Here is a 21,342-nt window from a genome sequence, read left to right as displayed (position 1 = left end):
TTCCCAGCACAGCGCCTTCACAGCACTCCCTCCCCACCGGAGCGACGGGTGAACAGTTCGACCAGCTTTCCGCCCGGCGTGGAGCGGGTCGTGGGCGGCGCGTCGGGCCGCAGTACCTCGCCCGCCTCCAGCAAAGACTTCGCGTCCCGCAACGCGCGCCGCAGCTCCTGCCGGGGGTCCTGCCCGGCCAGCCGCGCGGGCGCGGACGTGGACGCGGCGGGCACGGGCTCCTTGAAGCGCGCGGCTACTTCCGTGCCGCGGTCGCCCGGCGCCGGCCGGATCCGCACATCGATCCGTTCCGCCAGCTCGTCCAGGGGCGGCGGCAGCTTCCCCTCCGACCCCACGTCCGTGGGCGGCCGGTTGACCGTCACGGTGAGCCAGCGGTCGCCCGCCCGCTCGTCGGCCCGGTGCGCCGGCCGGGACCGCCGTACGGCCGCCGCCCCGACGGCCGCGACCGGAACCGCCCACCACAGCTTCCTCATCGAACGCCCTCCGCTTCCGGTGTCCCGGCGGCCACCGTCCGGCGCCGGGTTTCCGTGGCACCGCGGACGAAACGGCCACGGTCACCGCGGCCGGTGCCCGGCGCTCCCCCGTCGTCACCCGTCCGACTGGAACGTGGGGCCCGTTCGGCCCGCGATCGGCTGGATGCGGGCGCGGTCCCGTACCGGAGCGAACTACCTTCCACGAGGGCTGGACACACGCTGCCCGAGACACACGGCCGGAGGGGCGGGACCGTCGCCGTCCAACGGCCGACCACCAGGCGCTCCGCCGAGTGAGGAACGTGATGGCGACCCATACCGAGCCGGTGGCTCCCGTCCCCGTGGCCGAACGCCGTGGCCGGGGCCACGTCGTGGTCACCTGGCTGACCACGACCGACCACAAGAAGATCGGCCACCTCTACCTGATCACGTCGTTCGCGTTCTTCCTGATCGGGGGAGTGCTGGCCATGGTGGTGCGGGCTGAGCTGGCGCGGCCCGGTCTCCAGATCGTGTCGGCGGAGCAGTACAACCAGTCCTTCACGATGCACGGCACGATCATGCTGCTGCTGTTCGCCACTCCGACGTTCGCCGGGTTCGCCAACGCGATCATGCCGCTGCAGATCGGGTCCCCGGACGTCGCGTTCCCGAGGCTGAACATGCTGTCGTACTGGCTGTTCGCCTTCGGCGGCCTGATCGTGCTCGGCAGTTTCCTCACCACGCAGGGCGCCGCGGACTTCGGCTGGACCGCCTATCCACCGCTCAGCGGCGGTGAGCGCACCCCGTACACCGGCGGTGACCTGTGGATCATGGGACTGGCGCTCTCCGGCTTCGGCACCATCCTCGGCGCGGTCAACTTCATCACCACGATCATCTGCATGCGGGCGCCCGGCGTGACCATGTTCCGCATGCCGATCTTCACGTGGAACGTGCTGCTGACCTCGGTGCTCGTCCTGCTGGCCTTCCCCGTGCTGGCCGCCGCCCTGCTGGTGCTGGAGGCGGACCGCCAGTTCGGTGCGCACGTCTTCGACCCGGAGAACGGCGGGGCGATCCTGTGGCAGCACCTCTTCTGGTTCTTCGGCCACCCCGAGGTCTACATCCTCGCCCTGCCCTTCTTCGGGGTGATCACCGAGATCATCCCCGTCTTCTCGCGGAAGCCGATCTTCGGCTACATGGGGCTGGTGGGTGCCACCATCGCCATCACCGGCCTGTCGGTGACGGTGTGGGCGCACCACATGTTCGCCACCGGCGCCGTGCTGCTGCCGTTCTTCTCGTTCATGAGCTTCCTCATCGCCGTGCCCACCGGGGTGAAGTTCTTCAACTGGATCGGCACCATGTGGCGGGGCTCGCTGTCCTTCGAACCGCCGATGCTGTGGGCGGCCGGCTTCCTGGTCACGTTCCTGTTCGGCGGGCTGACGGGCGTGCTGCTGGCCTCGCCGCCGATCGACTTCCACGTCACCGACAGCTACTTCGTCGTGGCGCACTTCCACTACGTGCTCTTCGGCACGATCGTGTTCGCGATGTTCGCCGGCTTCAGCTTCTGGTGGCCGAAGATGACGGGCACCATGCTCGACACACGGCTGGAAAAGGTGCACTTCTGGACGCTGTTCGTGGGCTTCCACACCACGTTCCTGGTCCAGCACTGGCTCGGCGCCGAGGGCATGCCCCGCCGCTACGCCGACTACCTGGCCGCCGACGGCTTCACCGCCCTCAACACCGTCTCCTCCATCGGAGCCTTCCTCCTGGGCCTGTCCACGCTGCCCTTCCTCTACAACGTCTGGAAGACCGCCCAGCGCGGCGAGCGGATCGAGGTCGACGACCCCTGGGGTTATGGACGCTCGCTGGAATGGGCGACCTCCTGCCCGCCGCCCCGCCACAACTTCGTCACCCTGCCCAGGGTCCGCTCCGAGTCCCCCGCCTTCGACCTGCACCACCCTGGCCTCGCCGGCCTCGACCAGGCGGAGAACACCGGACAACGCGACGCGTTCGACACGAGCGGTCACAAGGGCGACCGGAGATGACGGACGGGCACCTCCGCGGTCCGGTCTCCGGTGTCGCCCAGGGCATCGCGGCGGAGGCGGAAGGCTTCCTCCTGGCCCGGGAACACCGGCAAGCCGCACACCGGGAGGCGCAGGCGCTCTGCGACGCCCTCCCCTGGCTGACCACCGCGCAGGCGGAGGACCTCACCCGGCACTACGTCGCCCACCGTCTCCGCCTTTCCCGCGAGATGTTCGAGGCGACCCTGTGCCGTGCCGATGAGCTTGGCCGGGAGTACGAGGCCCGGTACCTGCGGCTGCGACGCGACCTGCTCAGACGCCACGGTGCCTGGGCATCGGCCCTGCTGGCCTGCGCGGCCGCCGTCAGCAGTGCGCTGTGCACGGTGGCCCGCTGAGCGGACCCGGCCGCCCCCCCCCGCTGTGCGGACCCGGACGGCCCGTCTCCGCCCGAGGCCGGGGAGCAGGTGAGCCGAGGCGCGCTGGGTACTCGCCGCCACATGATGAAGCGCGCACTGTGGCAGGGACTGCTGGCCGGTACGACCGGAGTGCTGGTGATGACGCTGGGCGAGAAGGCGGAGCAACGGCTGACCGACCGGCCCGACTCCCACGTCCCCGCCCGCACACTGGAACGCCTGATCGGGATGCGAGAGTACTCCAGGCGTCAGCCGGTGCCGGTGAACCTGGCCATGCACCTGGGGCAGGGCGCCCTCCTCGGGGTTCTGCGGTCGGTGATGGCGCACGCGGGGCTGCGCGGGCCTTGGTCGTCGGGGAAGTTCGCCGTCGTCCGGGTCACCTCCGACCAGATCCTGGAGAACGCCACCGGCGTCGGTGCCCCGCCCCAGACCTGGCCCCGCCGCGAACTCGCCGTCGACCTGCTGCACAAGACGGTGTACGCCTTCGTCACCGGCGCGGTCGCCGATGCCCTGGCCGCCCGGTCGGGCCCCGGTCCCGGGCAGCGGCACGCGGCGATGCGCCCCGGCCGCCGATCCGACGTGGGACCTCTGCCCCGGGGGCGGTGACCGCCACGTGCGCTCGCGCTACGCGGCGGCCATGACGGCTTTCGGTGTCTACACTCGCCCGCCAACGCGGCCGGACCGGCCGCCGCCAGCCCGACCCCCACCAGGAGGCCGGCCTCCCGGGTGCGGCCGGGCCACAGGTCGAGCACGGCGGCGGACATCCAGCTGCCGACCGGCACCTGGACCATCAGGGGGTGCACGGGATGGCCGAGCCACCTGCCGTGCAACGCGTCTCGGGCCCGGCCCAGCGGAAGCGCCCGCACGCCCTTGGTGAGCTTGTCGATCGCCGCGTCCGCCCTGGGATCACGCCCCAGGACGTCGAGCAGCCACAGCATCCGGTTCTGGCCCATACGGCGACGACCTGGCTTCTGGCTCATGGGCGCAGGGTCCCCCGGGGGGCAGGGGGCAAACAGCGGCCGGGTCGGGACGCCGGCTCCGCCCTCCCGGCCGCCCGGCCTCCCGGCCGCCCGGGCGGATGCCCCGGCTGGCCAGGAGGGCGCGGAGTCAGCCCTTGCCCATGGCCCTACGGACGGTGTCCTTGGTGCGGTCCATTAGCGCGGCGACCGGTCCGAGGGCCATGTTCTTCGCCCCGGACTCCACGCCCGGGTGGGGCCGGGTGGGTGCCATCGCCTCGGCGGCCTTGATGGCCTTGGCCATCGCGGCAAGGTTGGTGACGTCGGTGCTGCGGCGGATGTGGGTGAACTCGTACCGTTCCTCGGCCCGCGCGTGCTCCTGGACGTCCTTGCGCAGCTTGAGCAGCTGCGGCATGAACTTCGGGTCGTCGGTGTCCATCTCGTCGAGGGCGGCCAGCGTCTCCTTGGCCGCCTTCTCCTCGGCGAGACGGTCCTTCACCACCTGCTCGCCGCCGGGGAAGCCCTTGCGGGCGAAGGGGTGAACGACCTCCTCCTCGGCGGTCTCGTGCACGGCCAGCAACCGCACCAGCCGCCGGAAGGCATCCCGGCGCTCCTCGCCCGTGGCCGCCTCGACCTCGTCGAAGAGGTTGCGGATGTCGCCGTGCTGGCGCATCAGCAGGGAGACGATGTCGTCGTCCTTGGCCATGTCGTCCCCGGCGTGGGGGGTGTGCAGTTCGGACATCTCGGCCTCCCCTACTTCTCGCGCTGCGTCGGGTCGGGGTGCTCGCCCTCGGTCTGGACGCGGTACTCACGGCCGAACATCTCATCGTGCTCGGTCATGACCCGGTCGCTCGGCGGTGCCTCGCCGCCGTGGATCTGCTCCTGCATCTTCTCGAACCGCTCGTGCGCCTCCCGCACGTAGCCGGCACCAAGCGTCGTGAGGTCCATCTGCGTGTCCAGCAGCTCGCGCAGGTAACCCTTGTTCGGCTCGAAGGTGAGCACGTTGGGCAGCTCGGGGGCCAGCACCGAGGCGGGGTCGCGGCCGTCGTGGCGGCGCATCAGGTCGCAGGCGGCGTGCAGGTGCTCCAGCTCCATGTTCAGGTGCAGCTCCCAGATCGCCTTGACCCTGGGGTCGCTCTCCTGCTCCATGAAGGAGTGGTACAGGTAGCACTCGTTGTACTCGTGGTTGACGAGCTGCTCCCACCACGTCTCGCCCGGGTCCACGAGGGACTCGTAGTGGGTGACGTGCTCCTCCTCGATCAGCCCGATCTCCTGGTACAGCTGACGGGCGATCGGCTCCATGTAGGTGGGGCCGGTGTTCATGTAGAAGTTCATGGTCTGCTGCTCCGCCGACATGATCGTCAGCGCGTGCAGTTTCGACAGCGGGTTCGTCTCGTCCTTGGCGTACGGGTCGCGGACGTTGTCGACCGGGTCGCGGTGGTGGAACCGGGTGGGCCGGCCGGGCATGACCTCGGTCAGGCCGTCGACGATCGACTCCGCCTTGCGGTGCTCGATCATCTCGTACAGGTTCGCGTACCGGTACAGGTGGTCGAAGTCCTCCAGCACCCCGAACTGGTACGCCTGCTTCAGGTATGGGTCCGGTTCCATCCGCGCCACCCACGCCGTCAGGTCCACCGCCACCTGCTCGTACGCGATCGTCGTCTCCAGGACCGAGGAGACACCCGGGAGCAGCCAGTTCACGACCTTCTGCTGCTGCGCCTCGATGTAGCGCACCCGCGCCAGCTGGCGCTTGATCTCCGGATCGACCGTGTGCCGGGCGAGCTGGTGGCTGAACAGGATCGCCTCCACCTCGATCCCGTTCATCGTGATGATCCGGCACCGGGTGTACGGGTCGCAGTGGTCCGGGTCGATCGGAGCCACGTTCAGCTCACGCCAACTGCGAACTTGGCGGTCCAACGGGATACCCCGTTGTTCCAGCGGATTGAACGTCATGGGGCGTGCCTCCTGGGGCCGAGGGGGGACTCGCGCCGCCGGGGTACCCCGTTCTCGGGCGACGAGCGCAGACGTGGCTCCCAGTCTGTTCAGCGTCGGTGCTTTCCAGCCACCGCTCACGCCCGCAGGCCGCATGGTTCCCTCTGGTGGGTCAACCGAGCGAGCGGACCGGCCGCCACCCGGGGCACATCAGCGCCCCCAACAAAACCAATGTGCCCTGGCCGCCTGACGGCCCCATCCCCGGCAAGCAAAAGGGCGAGGCCCGAAGACCCCGCCCGAATCCCACGAAACCCCAGCTCAGGGCCACACCAGGCAGTACGGCTGATGCCCCGCCTCATGCAGCCGGTGGCTGAAGTCCTGCCACTCGTGCAGCAACTGGTACACGTTGAACGCGTCCCGCGGCCCGCCCCGGTCCGGCACCGTCGACCAGATGAAGGCCGCCGCGCCGACCGCCTCCTCGCCGATGCCGCGCAGGGGGTCGACGACGGTCATGGGGAGTTTCACGACCGCGTAGTCGGGGTGCAGGACGACCAGTTCCAGGGGTGGGACCTTGTGCAGGGGTACGCCCTCGATGCCGGTGAGGACCATGGCGGCCATGGTCTCCGGCTTGATCTTGGTGAACATGCCGTTCATCCCGAGCTCGTCGCCGCCGAGCTCCTCGGGGCGCATCGAGATCGGGACGCGGGCCGCGGTCGCGCCGTCGGGCGCGCCGAAGTACTTGTAGGTCACCCCCACCCGACCACCATTCCTGCTCCCCGCCCCCAGCCGGTCGGCGCGTCGGCCGAGCCCGTCGGGCTCGCTCGGTGTGCCGTGTGTCTGACGTGCTTCGGTCGCTTCCTCCGCCTCGCGTCGGTGCCTTCCCCGCCGGGCACGTCGAGGACCCAGGTCGTCGGTCCCCTCGCCCAGTCCGCCACCGCGATGCATATCTCCACCCGACTGCTTTTCTAGGACGCGTGGCCCCCGCCGCGCAACCCGATCATCGTGTCAGTGACCTCCCCCACGGCCGCTCGCCGAAACGTGCGGTGAAACATATGTCCGTCATATGTCCGCGGGACGGCGGCAGCCCCTCTCCGCGCCGCCCGCTTGAGCTGCGTGGATGGGCTCCAGTCTGGCAGACGGCGCAGCGGTCGGGCGGGTTGTCTACCCTGATGAGGTCACCCTGGGCAACCAGAGGCCGAGCGGGGCCGAGTGGGGCCCGGGCAGGGTCCGCGCAAGGGTCCGATACGTCGGAGAAGGTCGAGAAGGTCGGAGAAGTCGCAGGTCATGAGCGAACTGGCATATCCATACGAAGCACCGGCCTCGCAGGCTCTGTTCGACCGTGCGGCGGCCGTCACGCCGGGCGGCGTGAACTCCCCGGTGCGGGCCTTCCGGGCCGTGGGCGGAACGCCCCGGTTCATGGTGTCCGGCACCGGGCCGTACCTGACCGACGCCGACGGCCGGGAGTACGTCGACCTCGTCTGCTCCTGGGGGCCGATGATCCTCGGGCACGCCCACCCCGAGGTGATCGCCGCCGTGCAGGACGCGGTCGCGCGCGGGACGTCGTTCGGCACGCCCGCCGAGGGCGAGGTCGCGCTCGCGGAGGCGATGGTCGAGCGGGTCGCCCCGCTGGAGCAGGTGCGGCTGGTGTCCAGCGGGACCGAGGCCACCATGTCGGCCATCCGGCTCGCCCGCGGGTTCACGCGGCGCACCAAGGTGATCAAGTTCGCGGGGTGCTACCACGGTCACGTCGACTCGCTGCTCGCCGCCGCCGGTTCCGGTGTCGCCACCTTCGCGCTGCCCGACACCCCCGGCGTCACCGGCGCGCAGGCGAGCGACACGATCGTCCTGCCGTACAACGACATCGACGCCGTGCACGCCGCCTTCGCCGCCCACCCCGGCGAGATCGCCTGCGTGATCACGGAGGCCTCGCCCGGCAACATGGGCGTCGTGCCACCGCTGCCCGGGTTCAACCAGGGGCTGAAGGACGCCTGCGCGGCCAACGGCGCGCTGTTCGTCTCCGACGAGGTCATGACCGGGTTCCGGACCAGCCGTGCCGGGTGGTACGGGGTCGAGGGCGTCGTCCCCGACCTGATGACCTTCGGCAAGGTCATGGGTGGCGGGTTCCCCGCCGCCGCGTTCGGCGGGCGTGCCGACGTCATGGCGCACCTGGCCCCGGCCGGGCCCGTCTACCAGGCCGGCACCCTCTCCGGGAACCCGGTCGCCACCGCCGCCGGTCTCGCCCAGCTGCGGCTCCTCGACGATGCCGCGTACGAGACCGTCGACGCCGTGTCCGCGCGGATCCAGGGCCTCGTCACCGAGGCGCTGAGCAAGGAGGGCGTCGCGCACACGCTGCAGACCGCCTCCAACATGTTCTCCGTCTTCTTCACGGACGGGCCCGTGCGCAACTACGAGGACGCGAAGGCGCAGGAGTCCTTCCGCTTCACCGCCTTCTTCCACTCGCTGCTGGAGAACGGCGTCTACCTGCCGCCCTCCTCCTTCGAGTCCTGGTTCGTCTCCACCGCGCACGACGAGCGCGCCGTCCAGCGCATCGCCGACGCCCTTCCCGCGGCGGCCCGCGCGGCGGCGGAGGCAACCGCGTGAGCGCCGGGGAGAAGAAGGACGAGGAGAAGGACGCGGAGAAGGGTGAGGTGAAGGACGAGATGAAGGGTGAGACGGAGGACGGCGCGAAGGCCGGGGCGAAGGACGACATCACCGTCGTCCACGTGATGCGGCACGGAGAGGTGGAGAACCCCTCCGGCGTCCTCTACGGCCGCCTGCCCGGCTACCACCTCTCCGACCTGGGCCGGCGCATGGCCGACCGGGTCGCCGAGCACCTCGCCCCCCGTGACGTGACGTACGTCGTGGCCTCCCCGCTGGAGCGGGCGCAGGAGACGGCGACGCCGATCGCCAAGGCGCACGGACTCGACCTCGCCACCGACACACGGCTCATCGAGGCCGGCAACGTCTTCCAGGGCAAGACCTTCGGCATCGGCGACGGCGCGCTGCGCCGGCCCGCCAACTGGAGGCACGTGGTCAACCCGTTCAAGCCGTCCTGGGGAGAGCCGTACGTCGACCAGGTCGTGCGCATGATGGGCGCGCTGGACGCGGCCAGGGACCGGGCCCGCGGGCACGAGGCCGTGGTCGTCAGCCACCAGCTGCCGATCTGGATCCTGCGGTCGTACGTCGAGCGGCGGCGACTGTGGCACGACCCGCGCAAGCGGCAGTGCACGCTGGCGTCGCTGACGACGTTCACGTACCAGGGAGACCGGATCGTCTCCGTCGGCTACACCGAGCCCGCCCGCGACCTCGTCCCGGCCCACCTCCTCGCGGGGGCCAAGCCGGTCAAGGGGCAGGGCAAGGCCTTCGGGGCCTGACGGGCCTGACATCCCTGACGGGCCCGACATCCCTGACGGGCCCGACGCCTGACGGGCCTCCGCGGGGCGGCGGCCCGTCCCGCACGCCCCACGGGGCCGCCGGCTGCGGCCGACGCCCGCCCGCTGCACACCGTCCCGCCCGCCGCATCCCGTCCGTCCCGTACGGCCACACAACCGGCCGTACGGGACACCCGTTACGGAATCCGCACGAATTTCCGGAACCCGCACGTTCGTCCCGTCCTCTGACCGAGTGACCACCAGAGGACGCGACGAACGAGGTTGCGATGCGCACTTCCCCCCGCACTCTCACCCGCAGGGGCATGCTCGGACTCGGCGCGGGCGCCGCGGCCGCGGCAGGGCTCGCGGGCTGCGGTTCCGGCTCCCACACAGCTCCGGGCGGCGCCCACCGGGACGGCGGTTCCGGAAAGCCCTCGCCCTCCGGCAGCAGCCAGGCGCCCGCCCGGCCCCTCGGCGACGGCTCCACGTCGTACACCGGCAGGCAGCCCCACCAGCCGGACGCGCCCGTGCCGCTGGAACCCGGCCAGACCCCGCCGCAGTTCGTCGTCTTCTCCTGGGACGGGGCCGGGGAGGTCGGCAACGGTCTCTTCCCGCGCTTCCTCGACCTCGCCCGGGAGCACGGCGCGTACATGACCTTCTTCCTCTCGGGCCTGTATCTGCTGCCCGAGTCGAAGAAGCGCCTCTACGACCCGCCGAACAACCCGCGCGGCGCCTCCGACATCGGCTACCTCACCGACGCCCACATCAAGGACACGCTCGCGGGGGTGCGCCGGGCCTGGCTGGACGGCCACGAGATCGGCACCCACTTCAACGGCCACTTCTGCGGCGGCAGCGGCACGGTCGGCAACTGGACGCCGGCGCAGTGGCGCAGCGAGATCGACCAGGCGAGGTCCTTCGTGAAGGAGTGGCGGACCAACACCGGCTGGACCGACCTGCCGCCGCTTCCCTTCGACTACGACAAGGAGCTCGTCGGGGGACGTACGCCCTGCCTGCTCGGCCAGGACAACCTGCTGCCCGCCGCCCGCGAGCTCGGCTGGCGCTACGACGCCTCCTCGCCCGGCGGCCGCCAGGTGTGGCCGGCGAAGAAGGACGGGATCTGGGACCTGCCGTTGCAGCAGATACCTTTCCCCGGACACTCCTTCGAGGTGCTGTCCATGGACTACAACATCCTCGCCAACCAGTCGGTCAACTCGACCAAGGCGCCCGCGCACCGCTACCCGGGCTGGCGCGAACAGGCCACCCAGGCATACATATCGGGCTTCAAGCGGGCATACGAGACGAACCGGGTGCCCTTCTTCATCGGCAACCACTTCGAGGAGTGGAACGGCGGCATCTACATGGACGCCGTCGAGAACACCCTCGAGCACATCGCGAGGGAGAGGGAGAAGGGGAGCGGCGGCGACATCCGGCTCGTCTCCTTCCGCCAGTTCACCGACTGGCTGGACGTGCAGAAGCCCGAGGTGCTCGCCAAACTCCGTACCGTCGAGGTGGGGCAGCGGCCGGCCGGCGGCTGGAACGCCTTCCTGAAGGAGACCGGCGCGAGCGCCTCGACACCCCCCGCGAACGCCGCCTGAAATGCGGATTTCCGCCCGTGAGGGGGGCGCGCAAGATCCCCGGAACGGACATGCGAAACTTTTCACATGAGTGCCGCCAGCAGCGCCCCCCTGCGCTCGAACCGCTCGAACCGCTCGAACCGCGCCCGCACCACCGCCCGCGCCCGTCGCCGTGTCGCCCTGACCACGGGCGCCGCCGCGGTCGCGCTGTTCGTGTCCGCGTGCGGTTCCGGAGGGACGTCCGGCGGAGGCGGCCAGACGGGCTTCGTCACCGGCGCGGACGGCATCTCCACCGCCGACAAGGGCGAGCGGGCCGACGCCCCCGACCTGTCCGGCGAGACGGTCGACGGGGGGCAGCTGGACGTCGACGACTACAAGGGCAAGGTCGTCGTGCTCAACGTGTGGGGTTCCTGGTGCCCGCCCTGCCGCGCCGAGGCCAAGAACTTCGAGAAGGTCTACCAGGACGTCAAGGACCAGGGCGTCCAGTTCGTCGGCATCAACACCCGCGACACCTCCACCGGCCCGGCCAAGGCCTTCGAGGAGGAGTTCGGGGTCAGCTACCCGAGCCTGTACGACCCGACCGGCAAGCTGATGCTCCGCTTCGAGAAGGGCACCCTCAACCCGCAGGCCATCCCCTCCACCCTCATCATCGACCGGGAGGGGAAGGTCGCGGCGCGCACCCTCCAGGCGCTGAGCGAGGAGAAGCTCCGCAAGATGCTCGCCCCGTACCTCACCGGCGAGTCCGGCGAGTCGGAGAAGTGACGTGAGCGCACTGTCCACGCTCGCCGTGGCGGGCACCAACGGCACGGTGCTCAACGGCGCCCTGCTGGTGGCCCTGCCCATCGCGCTGCTCGGCGGCCTCGTCTCCTTCTTCTCGCCCTGCGTCCTGCCGCTCGTCCCCGGCTACCTCTCCTACGTGACCGGGGTCACCGGCACCGACCTGGCCGAGGCCCGGCGCGGGCGGATGGTCGCCGGCGCCTCCCTCTTCGTCCTCGGCTTCACCGCCGTGTTCGTCTCCAGCGGTGCGCTGTTCGGCTTCTTCGGCGAGACGCTCCAGGAGAACAGGGGCGTCCTGACCAAGGTGCTGGGCGTGTTCATGATCCTCATGGGCGTCTTCTTCATGGGCCTGATGCCCTGGCTCACCCAGCGCGAGTTCCGCTTCCACAAGAAGCCCGTGAACGGCCTGATCGGCGCCCCCGTGCTGGGCGCGCTCTTCGGCATCGGCTGGACGCCCTGCATCGGCCCCACCCTCTCGTCCGTGCTGGTGCTCTCCGCCGAACAGGGCACCGCCGGCCGCGGCGCGGTACTGACCGTCGCCTACTGCGTCGGCCTCGGCCTGCCCTTCGTGCTCGCCGCGGTCGCCTTCCGCAAGGCGCTCGGCGCCTTCGGCTGGATCAAGCGCCACTATGTGTGGGTGATGCGGATCGGCGGCGTCATGATGATCGCGACCGGACTGCTGCTGCTGACCGGCGTGTGGGACAGCATCGTGCAGGACATGCAGACCTGGTCCAACGGCTTCACTGTAGGGATCTGACCGATGAGCAAGACCACCACGGGCAAGACCCCGACGGACACCCCGGCGACCGGCGAGGACCAGGACCTCGGCGCCGCCGGCTCCCAGCTCTCCACCGCCCCCAGGGAGGAGTCCCCCGGCCTCCCCTCCCTGGGCGTCATCGGCTGGGCCCGCTGGTTCTGGCGGCAGCTCACCTCGATGCGGGTGGCGCTGCTGCTGCTCCTGCTGCTGTCGCTGGGCGCGATCCCCGGCTCACTGATCCCGCAGAGCGGCGTCGACGAGGTGAAGGTCGAGGAGTTCCGTGAGAACCACGACTTCCTCGGGCCCCTCTACGACAAGCTCGGCCTCTTCCACGTCTACAGCTCGGTGTGGTTCTCCGCGATCTACATCCTGCTGTTCGTCTCCCTCATCGGCTGCATCGTCCCGCGCACCTGGCAGTTCGTCGGCCAGCTGCGCGGCCGGCCGCCCGGCGCCCCCCGCCGCCTGACCCGGCTGCCCGCCTACACCACCTGGCGCACGTCGGCCGAGCCCGAGCAGGTCCGCGAGGCCGCGCTCGCGCTGCTGAAGAAGCGCCGGTTCCGCGCCCACACCGTCGGTGACGCCGTCGCCGCCGAGAAGGGCTACCTGCGCGAGGCCGGCAACCTGCTCTTCCACATCGCGCTGATCGTGATGCTGATCGCCTTCGCCTGGGGCCAGCTGTTCAAGTACGAGGGCAACAAGCTGATCGTGGAGGGCGACGGCTTCTCCAACACGCTCACCCAGTACGACGACTTCAAGTCCGGCAACCTCTTCGACCCGGACCACGACCTCGCCCCCTTCAGCTTCACCCTGAAGGACTTCCGCGGCACCTACGAGCCGACCGGCCCGAACCGCGGCACCCCGCGCGTCTACGAGGCCACGGTCGACTACGCCGAAGGCGCCTACGGCAAGGACAAGGCGACCACCATCAAGGTCAACGAGCCGCTGGAGATCGACGGCTCCAAGGTCTACCTCGTCAGCCACGGCTACGCGCCCGTCCTCACCGTCCGGGACGCCAAGGGCAAGGTCGTCATGGACAAGGAGGCGACCGCCCTGCTGCCGCTGGACTCCAACGTCACCTCCTCCGGTGCCGTCATGGTCCGGGACGGCTACCGCAACGCCGAGGGCGAGAGGGAGCAGCTCGGCTTCAACGCCTTCTTCCTGCCGACCTACGGCGGCGAGGGCAGCACGATGCTCTCGACGTTCCCCGCACTGGTCAACCCGATGCTCGCGCTCTCCGCCTACCACGGCGACCTCGGTGTCGACGCGGGCTTCTCGAAGAGCATCTACCAGCTCGACAAGACCAACCTGGAGGAGTTCAAGGACTCCGACGGCGAGCTGTTCAAGAAGCAGCTCAAGATCGGCGAGACCATGACGCTCCCGAACGGCGCGGGGACGGTCACCTTCGAGGGCGTCCAGGAGTGGGCCGGCTTCCAGGTCACCCAGCAGCCCGCCAGTGGCTGGGCGCTCGCCGGTGCCGTCGCCGCCATCCTCGGCCTCGCCGGCTCCCTGTTCATCCAGCGCCGCCGCGTCTGGGTGCGGGCCGTCAAGGGCGCCGACGGTGTCACGGTCGTCGAGATGGCCGGCCTCGGGCGCAGCGAGTCCGCGAAGGTCCCCGAAGAGCTCGGCGACCTCGCCGGGATCCTGTACGAGCGGGCACCCGACGCACCCGACGCGCCGAAGACCGGCGACGACACCCCCGATTCCCCCGACACCCACGTCGTACCTGCCGAAGGGGCTGAGAAGTGACTCTCGCCGCCGCAACCGAGCTGGCCGCCGCGACCAACGAGAACCTCGCGAACACCAGCAACACGCTGATCTACTCCGCGATCGCGGTCTACACGCTGGCCTTCCTCGCGTACATCGCCGAGTGGACCTTCGGCAGCCGCAGCAAGGTCGGCCGCACCGCCGCCGCACTCACCGCGGACGGTGAGGCGCAGACGAAGGCCGCCCCGGCCGTCACCGTGAACAAGGCCGGCGGCACCGCCGTACTGGAGCGGCCGAAGGTCGTCGTCCGCGCCGCGACCGGCACCCGCGACGTGCCCGACGGGCCGGGGGCGCACGGCGGCACCGAGAAGGGCGACCTCTACGGCCGGATCGCCATCTCGCTCACCGTGCTCGCCTTCGCGGTCGAGGCCGGTGGCGTGCTCACCCGCGCCCTGTCGGTGCAGCGGGCGCCGTGGGGCAACATGTACGAGTTCAACATCACGTTCACGACGGTCGCCGTCGGCGTGTACCTCCTGCTGCTGGCCCTGAAGAAGAACATCCGCTGGCTCGGCCTCCCCCTGATCACCACGGTCCTCCTGGACCTCGGTATCGCCGTCAAGGTCCTCTACACCGCCAGCGACCAGCTGGTCCCCGCGCTCCAGTCGTACTGGCTGTACATCCACGTCTCCACGGCGATCTTCTGCGGCGCGGTGTTCTACGTCGGCGCGGTCGCCACGATCATGTACCTGTTCAAGGACAGCTTCGAGAACAAGCTCGCGAACGGCGGCACCCCGGGCCGCTTCGCCAACTCGGTCCTGGACCGGCTGCCCGCCGCCGCCTCGCTCGACAAGTTCGCCTACCGGGTCAACGCCGCCGTCTTCCCGCTGTGGACGTTCACGATCATCGCGGGCGCGATCTGGGCGGGCGACGCCTGGGGCCGCTACTGGGGCTGGGACCCCAAGGAGGTCTGGTCCTTCATCACCTGGGTCGCCTACGCCGGCTACCTGCACGCCCGCGCCACCGCCGGCTGGAAGGGCCGCAAGGCCGCCTACCTGGCGCTGGCCGCCTTCGGCTGCTGGCTGTTCAACTACTACGGCGTCAACATCTTCGTCTCCGGCAAGCACTCCTACGCGGACGTGGGCCTGGGCGCCCTCCAGTCCGTGGGCTTCTGAACCAGGCAGCGCCCGAGGCCGGTCTCCCGACGTGTGTCAGGGGGCCGGCCTCGGTCGTGCCCGGGCGGTGATCAGGAGGTAGCCGAGGTGCTCGTCGGCCTCGGCCACCTGCTCCATGACCGGGACGATCCGCTCGACGGCGTCGTGCCCGTAGGCGTCGGCCAGGCCGGGGCGGCGGCTTTCGAACTCACGCCGGGCCCGGGGGCCGCTGTGGCACGTGTTCCGTCCGAGGTCCTCGACGTCGAGGATGTCGAACCCGGCCGCGGTGAGGAGTCCGAGGAGTCTTCGCCGTGTGCTGAGGTGCACCGAGGGCACGTCGTCCATCCAGCCCCCGCCCACCGGTTCACCGCCCCCGGGCGGCAGGACCATGTCCACCAGCGCCAGCAGGCCGCCGGGGCGCAGGCAGCGGGCCGCTTCGGCGAACGCCGCCGCCTTGCCCCCGGTGAGGGTGTCGGGCAGGTGGGAGACGACCTCCATCATCAGGACGCGGTCGAAGGAGTCCGCGGGGAGGGGCAGTCGCCTGGCGTCACCGCTCTCGAAGGAGATCCGGTCCGGGGCCGTCGCGCCCGCCGCCAGGCGCCGGGCGGCGGCCACCTGGCCGGGGGTGGCGTCGACACCCGTGACGGCGCACCCCGTCTCCTCGGCCAGGAGCACCGCCGGCTGGCCCCCGCCGGACCCGATGTCGAGCAGGGCGTGGTCCGGGCCGAGCCGGAGCCGTCGTCCGGCCGTCCGGGTGAGGCGGTCGGCGGCCTCGGCGTACGTGGCGGGGTCCCCGCCGCCGGTGAAGTAGCCCTTGTGCATGGCCCGGGTGCCCAGCACCGCGTGCGCCAGCTCGGCGTGGGAGTCGTAGTAGTCTCCGAGGGTGTCCAGCTGGTCCGGCATCATGACGGGCGGTTCCCTTCCGGGGTGTGCGTGCGGCCCGCCGTGTTGCCGGGGGAGGTGAAGCGGCGGCCGGCCGCCCTGCGGGCGTAGCCGAGGGTGAGGCTGGCGCCCGAGGCGGTCATGCAGGCCAGCCGCCCCCGGAGGGTGGGGGCGTGGAAGACGTCGTGGCGGGAGTGGGCGACCTGGCGCAGGATGTACCCGGCCATGCGCACGTACTGCCGGGGCAGCTCCCGGGCGCCGGCGTCCGCCCAGCGCCACCAGTCGGCGGCTCTGTCCAGGTAGCCACGCGCGCGTTCGGCCTCGAAGCGTGCCAGGTCGCGCAGTCTGTCGGTCATGCGGCGGTCCCGGGCCGCCGCCTCCAGCTCGGCGCGGTCGATCCCGAACGCCTTGAGGTCGGCCAGGGGGAGGAAGAGCCGGCCGTCCGCGAGGTCCTCGCGGAGATCGCGGAGGTTGTCCGTGAGCTGGAGACCGAGGATGGCGGCCATGGCGTGCTCCTTGGCCTCCTCGCTGCGGTGGGCCCGGGGCCCGAGCAGGGCGTTGAGCCACAGGTTGTACTCGCCGCCGGTCCTGCGGATGTGCTGCTCCAGATCGGTGAAGGAGGCGTACTCGGTGACGTGCAGATCGGCGGCGATGCTCTTCGCGGCCAGCTGGACGGAGTCGCGGGGGATGTCCCAGACGCGGGTGAAGTGCGCGAAGGCCCGGGCGGAGGTCCGGCCGAGGTCGTCCTGGCGTGACTGCGGCGGCCCGGTCCAGGGGTCCTCCCCGTCCAGGAGCGCGAAGAAGTCGCGGAGGTAGGCGTCGTAGCGGGTGACGCGCTCCGCGACCGGCACGCGGGCGTCGTCGATGAGGGTGTCGACGTGGATCGAGAACGTGAGCACCGCGTCCCAGTAGGGGCGCCTGCCGGGGGGCAGCAGCTGCCGGAGCAGGAAGTAGTGCTTCACGAAGTTGTGCCGGAGGAAGGACTCGCACGCCGCGTAGGCGCGGCAGAGCTCCGGGTCGCCCAGGTTCGCCGCCCGGATGTCCGCGGCGGTCATCCGGTGCCCCGCGTGAGGGTCCAGGTGTCGTACAGCGTGTGCGGGCCGGAGGGGGCGGACGTGTAGTTGTCGTGGACCTCGGCCCCGGTGAAGCCGTGCTCGGCGGCCAGACGGCGGACGGTGTCGTGCGGCAGTTTGTAGAAGCGGTGCAGGTCCCGCGTGCGGACCCACGAGTCCCCGGTGCCGTTCTCGTCCCGGTGGAACTGGCTGTAGGCCATGTCGAAGTGGGCGTCGCCGGCCGCGGTGGTGAACGTCCAGATGTAGGAGGTGTCCTCCATCTCCAGCGCCATGACGCGCGGTGCGGACGGGTCGAAGAGCTTGGTGAAGAACCCCTGGCCGTAGACGTCGAAGACGAACGTCCCGCCGGGCGGGAGCAAGCGGGCCACGGCGGCGAGGGTGGCGTCGATCTGCCGCTCCGAGAGGTAGTTGAACCCGCCGGCGGCGCTGATGACGGCGTCGAACCCGCCGATGCCGTCCGGGATCTCCGGCAGCTCGGACCGGATCAGGACGGTGTCCTCGCCCAGCCGCCGCCTGGCCTGCTCCAGCATCGCCGGTGACCGGTCGAGACCGGTCATGGCGTAGCCGCGCCGGGTGAGTTCGGCGAGCATCAGGCCGGTACCGCAGCACAGTTCCAGCACCCGGTGCACCGGACCGGGCTTGGTTTCCCAGAACGCCTGGAGGAAATCGGCCATGTGGCCGCGCGCGGATTCGTGCTGCTCGGTGACGGCCCATTCTGCCAGCCGGTCGTACGACGCCGCGAGATTGGCGTAGGGGTCGGGATGGGTGAGCGTCTCCATGCTCATGGGTGGATTCCCTTACCGTGTCGTGGTTCTGAGGGGAAGAGGGGAGTGATCGACGGGCCGGACGAGCGCATAGGCCTGCCGTTCCGAGACCACAAGTCGTGTGCGTCTCGAAAAGATCAGATTGGCGAGGGGAAAGGGGCGGTGGTAAAAGGTCAGGGAGGACGGCGCGCCGAAGATGTCCGCCGAGGCGACGAAGAACGGCAGTTCCGCGAGCAGATAGCGCAGTCCTGTCTCGACTTCCTCGTCGACGGGCTCCCGCGCGGGACGCCGGGACAGCAGCACCTCCCGGCTGGCGGTCCGGCAGGCCCTCCGCAGCTCCGCGTCCGTGCGCACCGCCGCCTCGCACCGCGCCAGCGCGTTCCGGTACGCGACCCGGTCGGTGAGCTCGGACATCAGGTGGACACCGTCGCCGCCGCGTGGGCCGCCCGAGGCGGCCCACGCACGCACGACGCGGTTGCGCAGCACGTTGATCTCGGCCCGTACCTTGCCGGCCGCCCGCTCGGGCGCGTAGCCGAGAGCGGTGAAGGTGTGGATCAGTGCCGCGTCCGGGACGACGACGTCCACCCGCGCGAAATTGTCGCTGAGCCAGCGAAGAAGATCAGTGAGCAGAGCGACCCGGAAATAGCTGTTCCCCGGGCTGACGCCGAGGACTACGTGCTCCTTGCGGGCGCAAATCGACGCGCATTGATCTGTCAATGGCTCGAGTGAAAAGGTTGCGGGTTCCGACACGTTGGAACATTACACATCCGATGCGGTTCGCAAACTCTGGCCGAGCCTGACGGGTGAGAGAGGTAAGGGAGCGGCGCAATAAGAGGTGCGAAAAGGCGGACGGCATTCCTAGGAACGTGGACGGGCGACGCCCGTGACGATGTCCCGCAGCCGCTCGACGTACAGGCGCAGGTTCTTGTGCGCCATGTCGGTGTCCGGGTAGCGGCTCGCGAACCACAGGCCCTCCGGGAGCCGGGTGACCCACGCGCACATCTGGTCGCCGTACGAGACCCTGAGCAGGGCGTACGCCGTCCGGTCCGGCCAGCGGCCGGAGCCGGGGACGTCGCGGGCGTCGACGTAGGACACGATCGAGTACAGGTCCGGTGACGTGGGCCGGAAGTCCGTGCCGAGCAGGCGCAGCACCCGGTCGACCGGCATCCGGGACAGCCGCCGGTTGGCCTGGAGTTCGGCCCGCACGGTGCGCAGGGTGCCCGGGAAGTCCTGGGCCCCCGTCACGGGGATCTCGATCGGCGCGCCGCCGACGTACCAGCCCACGGACTGGGACCACTGGGACCGCGACCTGGTGTGGAACGGCACGACCGTGCGGTAGACGGGCGCGCCGCCGATCTCGTGGACGATGAGCGCGGTGGCGGCCAGCACGCCGATCAGGCTGCCGCCGTAGGGACGGCAGTACGCCTCGAAGGCGGCGGCGTCGGCGGCGTCCACCAGCGGTTCGCGCAGGAGGCGTTGCTCGGGCAGCGCGCCGCCGGGCTCCACGCCGAGGTCGACGGGGAAGGAGGGCAGCCGCCCCCCGCACCGCCGGATGAACTCCCGCCAGCGGGCGACGATGTCGTGGGAGCCGTCGATCCGGTCCGCGTTCGCCCGCTCGGCCTCGCAGAAGTCGACGTAGCTGCCGACCGGCGGACGCGGCACGGTCCGGCCCTCGACGCCCGCCGTGTACAACTCGTCGATCTCGGCGGGGATGCGGTAGATGGAGTAGGCGTCGACGTTGCTGTGGTCGAAGGCCATGTAGACGCTGACGCCGTCGTCGCGGACGACCGCCGCGTAGATCAGGTTCGGCCAGTGCAGCGCGTCCGCGACGTGGTCGAAGCGGTCCTGGAGGCGGCGGGCCAGACCGGAGGCCTCCGGGAAGTCGCCGACGTCCTCGCGGTGCAGGAAGACGGCGTCCGCGTCGAGGGTGAACCGCCGCATCGGGTCACCGGCCGCACCACTCCAGCGGAAGCCGCTGCGCAGCGTCTCGTGCCGGAGGGTCCACGCCCGCAGCGCCTCCTGGAGTACGTCGAGATCGACCGGGCCGGGGATGTCGAAGGCCGTGCCGAGCCAGGTCGGCACGGACAGACCGCCCTCGCGGACCGACCGGGCGGTGCGGATGTGCGACTCCTGGATGTACGCCGGTGGCCGGGTGTCCTCGGGCAACGACGCCGCGATGTCGAGGGTCCTGGGACTGAGCGTCCACTCGACGAGGCGCCCCGGCCGGATCTCGCAGCGCTGGATGTCGGTCATTCGCACGAGGGGAGTCTCCGTTCGCAGGTGTAACAGACCCGACCAAGGGAATGCCGTGGCCGCGACCGCGCACGTGAGGTGTCGCCACGGTTCAACGGAACGGATGGCTTCTCGAACGGCGGTTCGGGGTGCTGTCGTTCACCCGGGGCCGGTGCGCTCCAGATAGGCGTGGAGGGCGCCCGCTCCCGCGAGCATCGCCCGGGTCCGCGCGGTGAGGAGGTGCCCGCGCGCCCCGAGCGCCGCCCGCAGGGCCTCGCCGCCGCCCTCGCGCCGCAGGCCGGCCAGGACGGGGCGGATCTGGTCGAAGGGGTGGTGGCTGCGGCGCAGGGTGCGCACGACCCGCGCGTCGCGCACGTCGGCGGGACCGTACACGCGGTACCCGGTGCCATGGTCCCGGCCGGGTGCGAGCAGCCCCGCGGACTCCCACACCCGCAGCGCGGACGTCCGTACGCCGATCAGCGCGGCGGCCTCGCCGATGCGCAGGCCGCCGCCCGGGCGGGGCAGCGGCTCGGGCTCGTCCCGGGCGAGCGCCTCGAGCGCGTCGCTCGCGGCCCGCAGCGACACCCGCTCTTCGTGCAGGGCGGCGTGCGCGGCGTCCACCAGGGCGAGCGCGCCGGGTACGTCCCCGTCGTGCACGGCCCGCATGACCCGCGTCGCCGTCAACGGCTCGTACCCCTTGCGCAACGCCCGGTACGTCAGCAGCGCGTGCCGGTGCACCTCCCCGAAGACGCGGTACCCGGAATCGGTCCGCCCGGCCGGGGGAAGGACACCGGCGTCCTCGTAGTTGCGGATCTGCTGCGTCGAGAGGCCGGCCGACCGGGCCAGGTCGACGGTGCGGAGACGGCGCTCGTCTGGCGTCACGGACCGCAGCCTAGGGCAGCCACCGCGAGAGCCGACTCCGTCTCCGCCGTCGCGCCGGTCCGTCAGATGACCACCTTCTCCTCGGTGACCATCACGGCCACCGAGTCCATGTCGATGAAGCGTGCTTCGTCGGGGTTGACCCGTGTCCGGTAGTTGTCGGAGGCGAAGAAGGCGTCGTGGTCCTCCCAGTCGTCGAACCAGATCTCCGTCAGGCCGTCGTAGGCCCGGCGCGGGTAGTTCCCGGCGGGTACCGGGTGGGACACGGTGTACTTGCGCACGTAGCGCTCCGCCTCCGGGATGGAGGTGAACAGCGGCGCGTGCTGGTCCCGGTGGTGCTCGACGAAACGCTCGTACGACATTCCCTCGACGCGGTTGATCATGAAGATGAGCTTCAGCATGGA

Annotated in this window: 21 protein-coding genes; 10 read left to right on the top strand and 11 right to left on the bottom strand. The window is 70.8% G+C overall.

All coding sequences use genetic code 11. The features are described from left to right. Nucleotides 1-17: 17 nt before the first annotated feature. Nucleotides 18-482, bottom strand: a complete 465-nt coding sequence (locus ACP4IX_RS21015; RefSeq protein ID WP_426556339.1) for a hypothetical protein — start codon at nucleotides 480-482, stop codon at nucleotides 18-20. A 302-nt stretch (nucleotides 483-784) separates the two neighbouring features. Here ACP4IX_RS21015 and ctaD point away from each other — a divergent pair, with 302 nt between their 5' ends. The 3 genes from ctaD (at nucleotide 785) to ACP4IX_RS21000 (ending at nucleotide 3,492) form a co-directional block, all read left to right on the top strand. Next, a complete protein-coding gene (gene ctaD, locus ACP4IX_RS21010; RefSeq protein WP_426522241.1) occupies nucleotides 785-2,497 on the top strand; it encodes a cytochrome c oxidase subunit I in 1,713 nt (570 codons plus the stop codon). After that, nucleotides 2,494-2,868: a hypothetical protein gene (locus ACP4IX_RS21005; protein ID WP_426522242.1), complete on the top strand. Its 375-nt coding sequence runs from the start codon at nucleotides 2,494-2,496 to the stop codon at nucleotides 2,866-2,868. The genes ctaD and ACP4IX_RS21005 overlap by 4 nt, the downstream gene beginning before the upstream one ends. 102 nt (nucleotides 2,869-2,970) lie before the next feature. Next, a complete protein-coding gene (locus tag ACP4IX_RS21000) occupies nucleotides 2,971-3,492 on the top strand; it encodes a hypothetical protein (protein ID WP_426556338.1) in 522 nt (173 codons plus the stop codon). 501 nt (nucleotides 3,493-3,993) lie between these two features. Here ACP4IX_RS21000 and ACP4IX_RS20995 read toward each other — a convergent pair. From ACP4IX_RS20995 to ACP4IX_RS20985, 3 genes are all read right to left on the bottom strand, one after another. Beyond that, a complete protein-coding gene (locus ACP4IX_RS20995; protein WP_426556337.1) occupies nucleotides 3,994-4,584 on the bottom strand; it encodes a hemerythrin domain-containing protein in 591 nt (196 codons plus the stop codon). Between the two features lie 11 nt (nucleotides 4,585-4,595). Further along, on the bottom strand, nucleotides 4,596-5,795 hold the full coding sequence (locus ACP4IX_RS20990) for a hypothetical protein (RefSeq protein WP_426556336.1): 1,200 nt from the start codon (nucleotides 5,793-5,795) through the stop codon (nucleotides 4,596-4,598). A 297-nt stretch (nucleotides 5,796-6,092) separates the two neighbouring features. Beyond that, nucleotides 6,093-6,719: a hypothetical protein gene (locus tag ACP4IX_RS20985; RefSeq protein ID WP_426522246.1), complete on the bottom strand. Its 627-nt coding sequence runs from the start codon at nucleotides 6,717-6,719 to the stop codon at nucleotides 6,093-6,095. Between the two features lie 339 nt (nucleotides 6,720-7,058). Here ACP4IX_RS20985 and hemL point away from each other — a divergent pair, with 339 nt between their 5' ends. The 7 genes from hemL to ccsB all read left to right on the top strand — a co-directional run bounded on the left by hemL (nucleotide 7,059) and on the right by ccsB (nucleotide 15,129). Then, complete coding sequence (gene hemL, locus ACP4IX_RS20980; protein ID WP_426522247.1) at nucleotides 7,059-8,375, top strand: glutamate-1-semialdehyde 2,1-aminomutase; 1,317 nt, start codon at nucleotides 7,059-7,061, stop codon at nucleotides 8,373-8,375. Nucleotides 8,376-8,434: 59 nt separating this feature from the next. Further along, entirely contained in the window at nucleotides 8,435-9,148 is a 714-nt protein-coding gene (locus tag ACP4IX_RS20975) for a histidine phosphatase family protein (protein WP_426556354.1), read from the top strand. Nucleotides 9,149-9,432: 284 nt separating this feature from the next. Beyond that, nucleotides 9,433-10,740: a hypothetical protein gene (locus ACP4IX_RS20970; protein WP_426556335.1), complete on the top strand. Its 1,308-nt coding sequence runs from the start codon at nucleotides 9,433-9,435 to the stop codon at nucleotides 10,738-10,740. A gap of 66 nt (nucleotides 10,741-10,806) precedes the next feature. Continuing rightward, on the top strand, nucleotides 10,807-11,481 hold the full coding sequence (locus ACP4IX_RS20965; protein WP_426522249.1) for a TlpA family protein disulfide reductase: 675 nt from the start codon (nucleotides 10,807-10,809) through the stop codon (nucleotides 11,479-11,481). 1 nt (nucleotide 11,482) lies between these two features. Beyond that, nucleotides 11,483-12,253 carry a cytochrome c biogenesis CcdA family protein gene (locus ACP4IX_RS20960; RefSeq protein WP_426556334.1) on the top strand — a complete coding sequence of 257 codons (771 nt, stop codon included), beginning with the start codon at nucleotides 11,483-11,485 and terminating at the stop codon, nucleotides 12,251-12,253. Nucleotides 12,254-12,256: 3 nt separating this feature from the next. Continuing rightward, entirely contained in the window at nucleotides 12,257-13,999 is a 1,743-nt protein-coding gene (gene resB, locus ACP4IX_RS20955) for a cytochrome c biogenesis protein ResB (protein ID WP_426556333.1), read from the top strand. Further along, nucleotides 13,996-15,129: a c-type cytochrome biogenesis protein CcsB gene (gene ccsB / locus ACP4IX_RS20950; protein WP_426522252.1), complete on the top strand. Its 1,134-nt coding sequence runs from the start codon at nucleotides 13,996-13,998 to the stop codon at nucleotides 15,127-15,129. The genes resB and ccsB overlap by 4 nt, the downstream gene beginning before the upstream one ends. Before the next feature lie 36 nt (nucleotides 15,130-15,165). Here the strand turns inward: ccsB and ACP4IX_RS20945 are convergent, their stop codons facing one another. The 7 genes from ACP4IX_RS20945 to ACP4IX_RS20915 all read right to left on the bottom strand — a co-directional run bounded on the left by ACP4IX_RS20945 (nucleotide 15,166) and on the right by ACP4IX_RS20915 (nucleotide 21,339). Beyond that, nucleotides 15,166-16,014 carry an SAM-dependent methyltransferase gene (locus tag ACP4IX_RS20945; RefSeq protein WP_426556332.1) on the bottom strand — a complete coding sequence of 283 codons (849 nt, stop codon included), beginning with the start codon at nucleotides 16,012-16,014 and terminating at the stop codon, nucleotides 15,166-15,168. Continuing rightward, nucleotides 16,011-17,045: a squalene/phytoene synthase family protein gene (locus ACP4IX_RS20940; protein WP_426556331.1), complete on the bottom strand. Its 1,035-nt coding sequence runs from the start codon at nucleotides 17,043-17,045 to the stop codon at nucleotides 16,011-16,013. Before ACP4IX_RS20940 ends, ACP4IX_RS20945 begins: the two co-directional genes overlap by 4 nt. Next, nucleotides 17,042-17,848 (bottom strand): class I SAM-dependent DNA methyltransferase, encoded by an 807-nt coding sequence (locus ACP4IX_RS20935; RefSeq protein WP_426522255.1) that lies wholly within the window; start codon nucleotides 17,846-17,848, stop codon nucleotides 17,042-17,044. Before ACP4IX_RS20935 ends, ACP4IX_RS20940 begins: the two co-directional genes overlap by 4 nt. Nucleotides 17,849-17,860: 12 nt before the next feature. Next, nucleotides 17,861-18,577, bottom strand: a complete 717-nt coding sequence (locus ACP4IX_RS20930) for a tRNA-dependent cyclodipeptide synthase (RefSeq protein WP_426522256.1) — start codon at nucleotides 18,575-18,577, stop codon at nucleotides 17,861-17,863. Nucleotides 18,578-18,685: 108 nt separating this feature from the next. Beyond that, nucleotides 18,686-20,086 carry a condensation domain-containing protein gene (locus ACP4IX_RS20925; protein ID WP_426556330.1) on the bottom strand — a complete coding sequence of 467 codons (1,401 nt, stop codon included), beginning with the start codon at nucleotides 20,084-20,086 and terminating at the stop codon, nucleotides 18,686-18,688. A gap of 132 nt (nucleotides 20,087-20,218) precedes the next feature. Next, on the bottom strand, nucleotides 20,219-20,941 hold the full coding sequence (locus ACP4IX_RS20920; RefSeq protein WP_426522258.1) for a MerR family transcriptional regulator: 723 nt from the start codon (nucleotides 20,939-20,941) through the stop codon (nucleotides 20,219-20,221). A gap of 62 nt (nucleotides 20,942-21,003) precedes the next feature. Next, nucleotides 21,004-21,339 carry an EthD domain-containing protein gene (locus ACP4IX_RS20915; protein ID WP_426556329.1) on the bottom strand — a complete coding sequence of 112 codons (336 nt, stop codon included), beginning with the start codon at nucleotides 21,337-21,339 and terminating at the stop codon, nucleotides 21,004-21,006. Nucleotides 21,340-21,342 lie beyond the last annotated feature (3 nt).

Source organism: Streptomyces sp. WG5 (assembly GCF_049974565.1).
In the GTDB taxonomy this organism is placed as follows: Bacteria; Actinomycetota; Actinomycetes; order Streptomycetales; family Streptomycetaceae; genus Streptomyces.
This window is presented reverse-complemented; position numbering and strand designations above follow the sequence as displayed.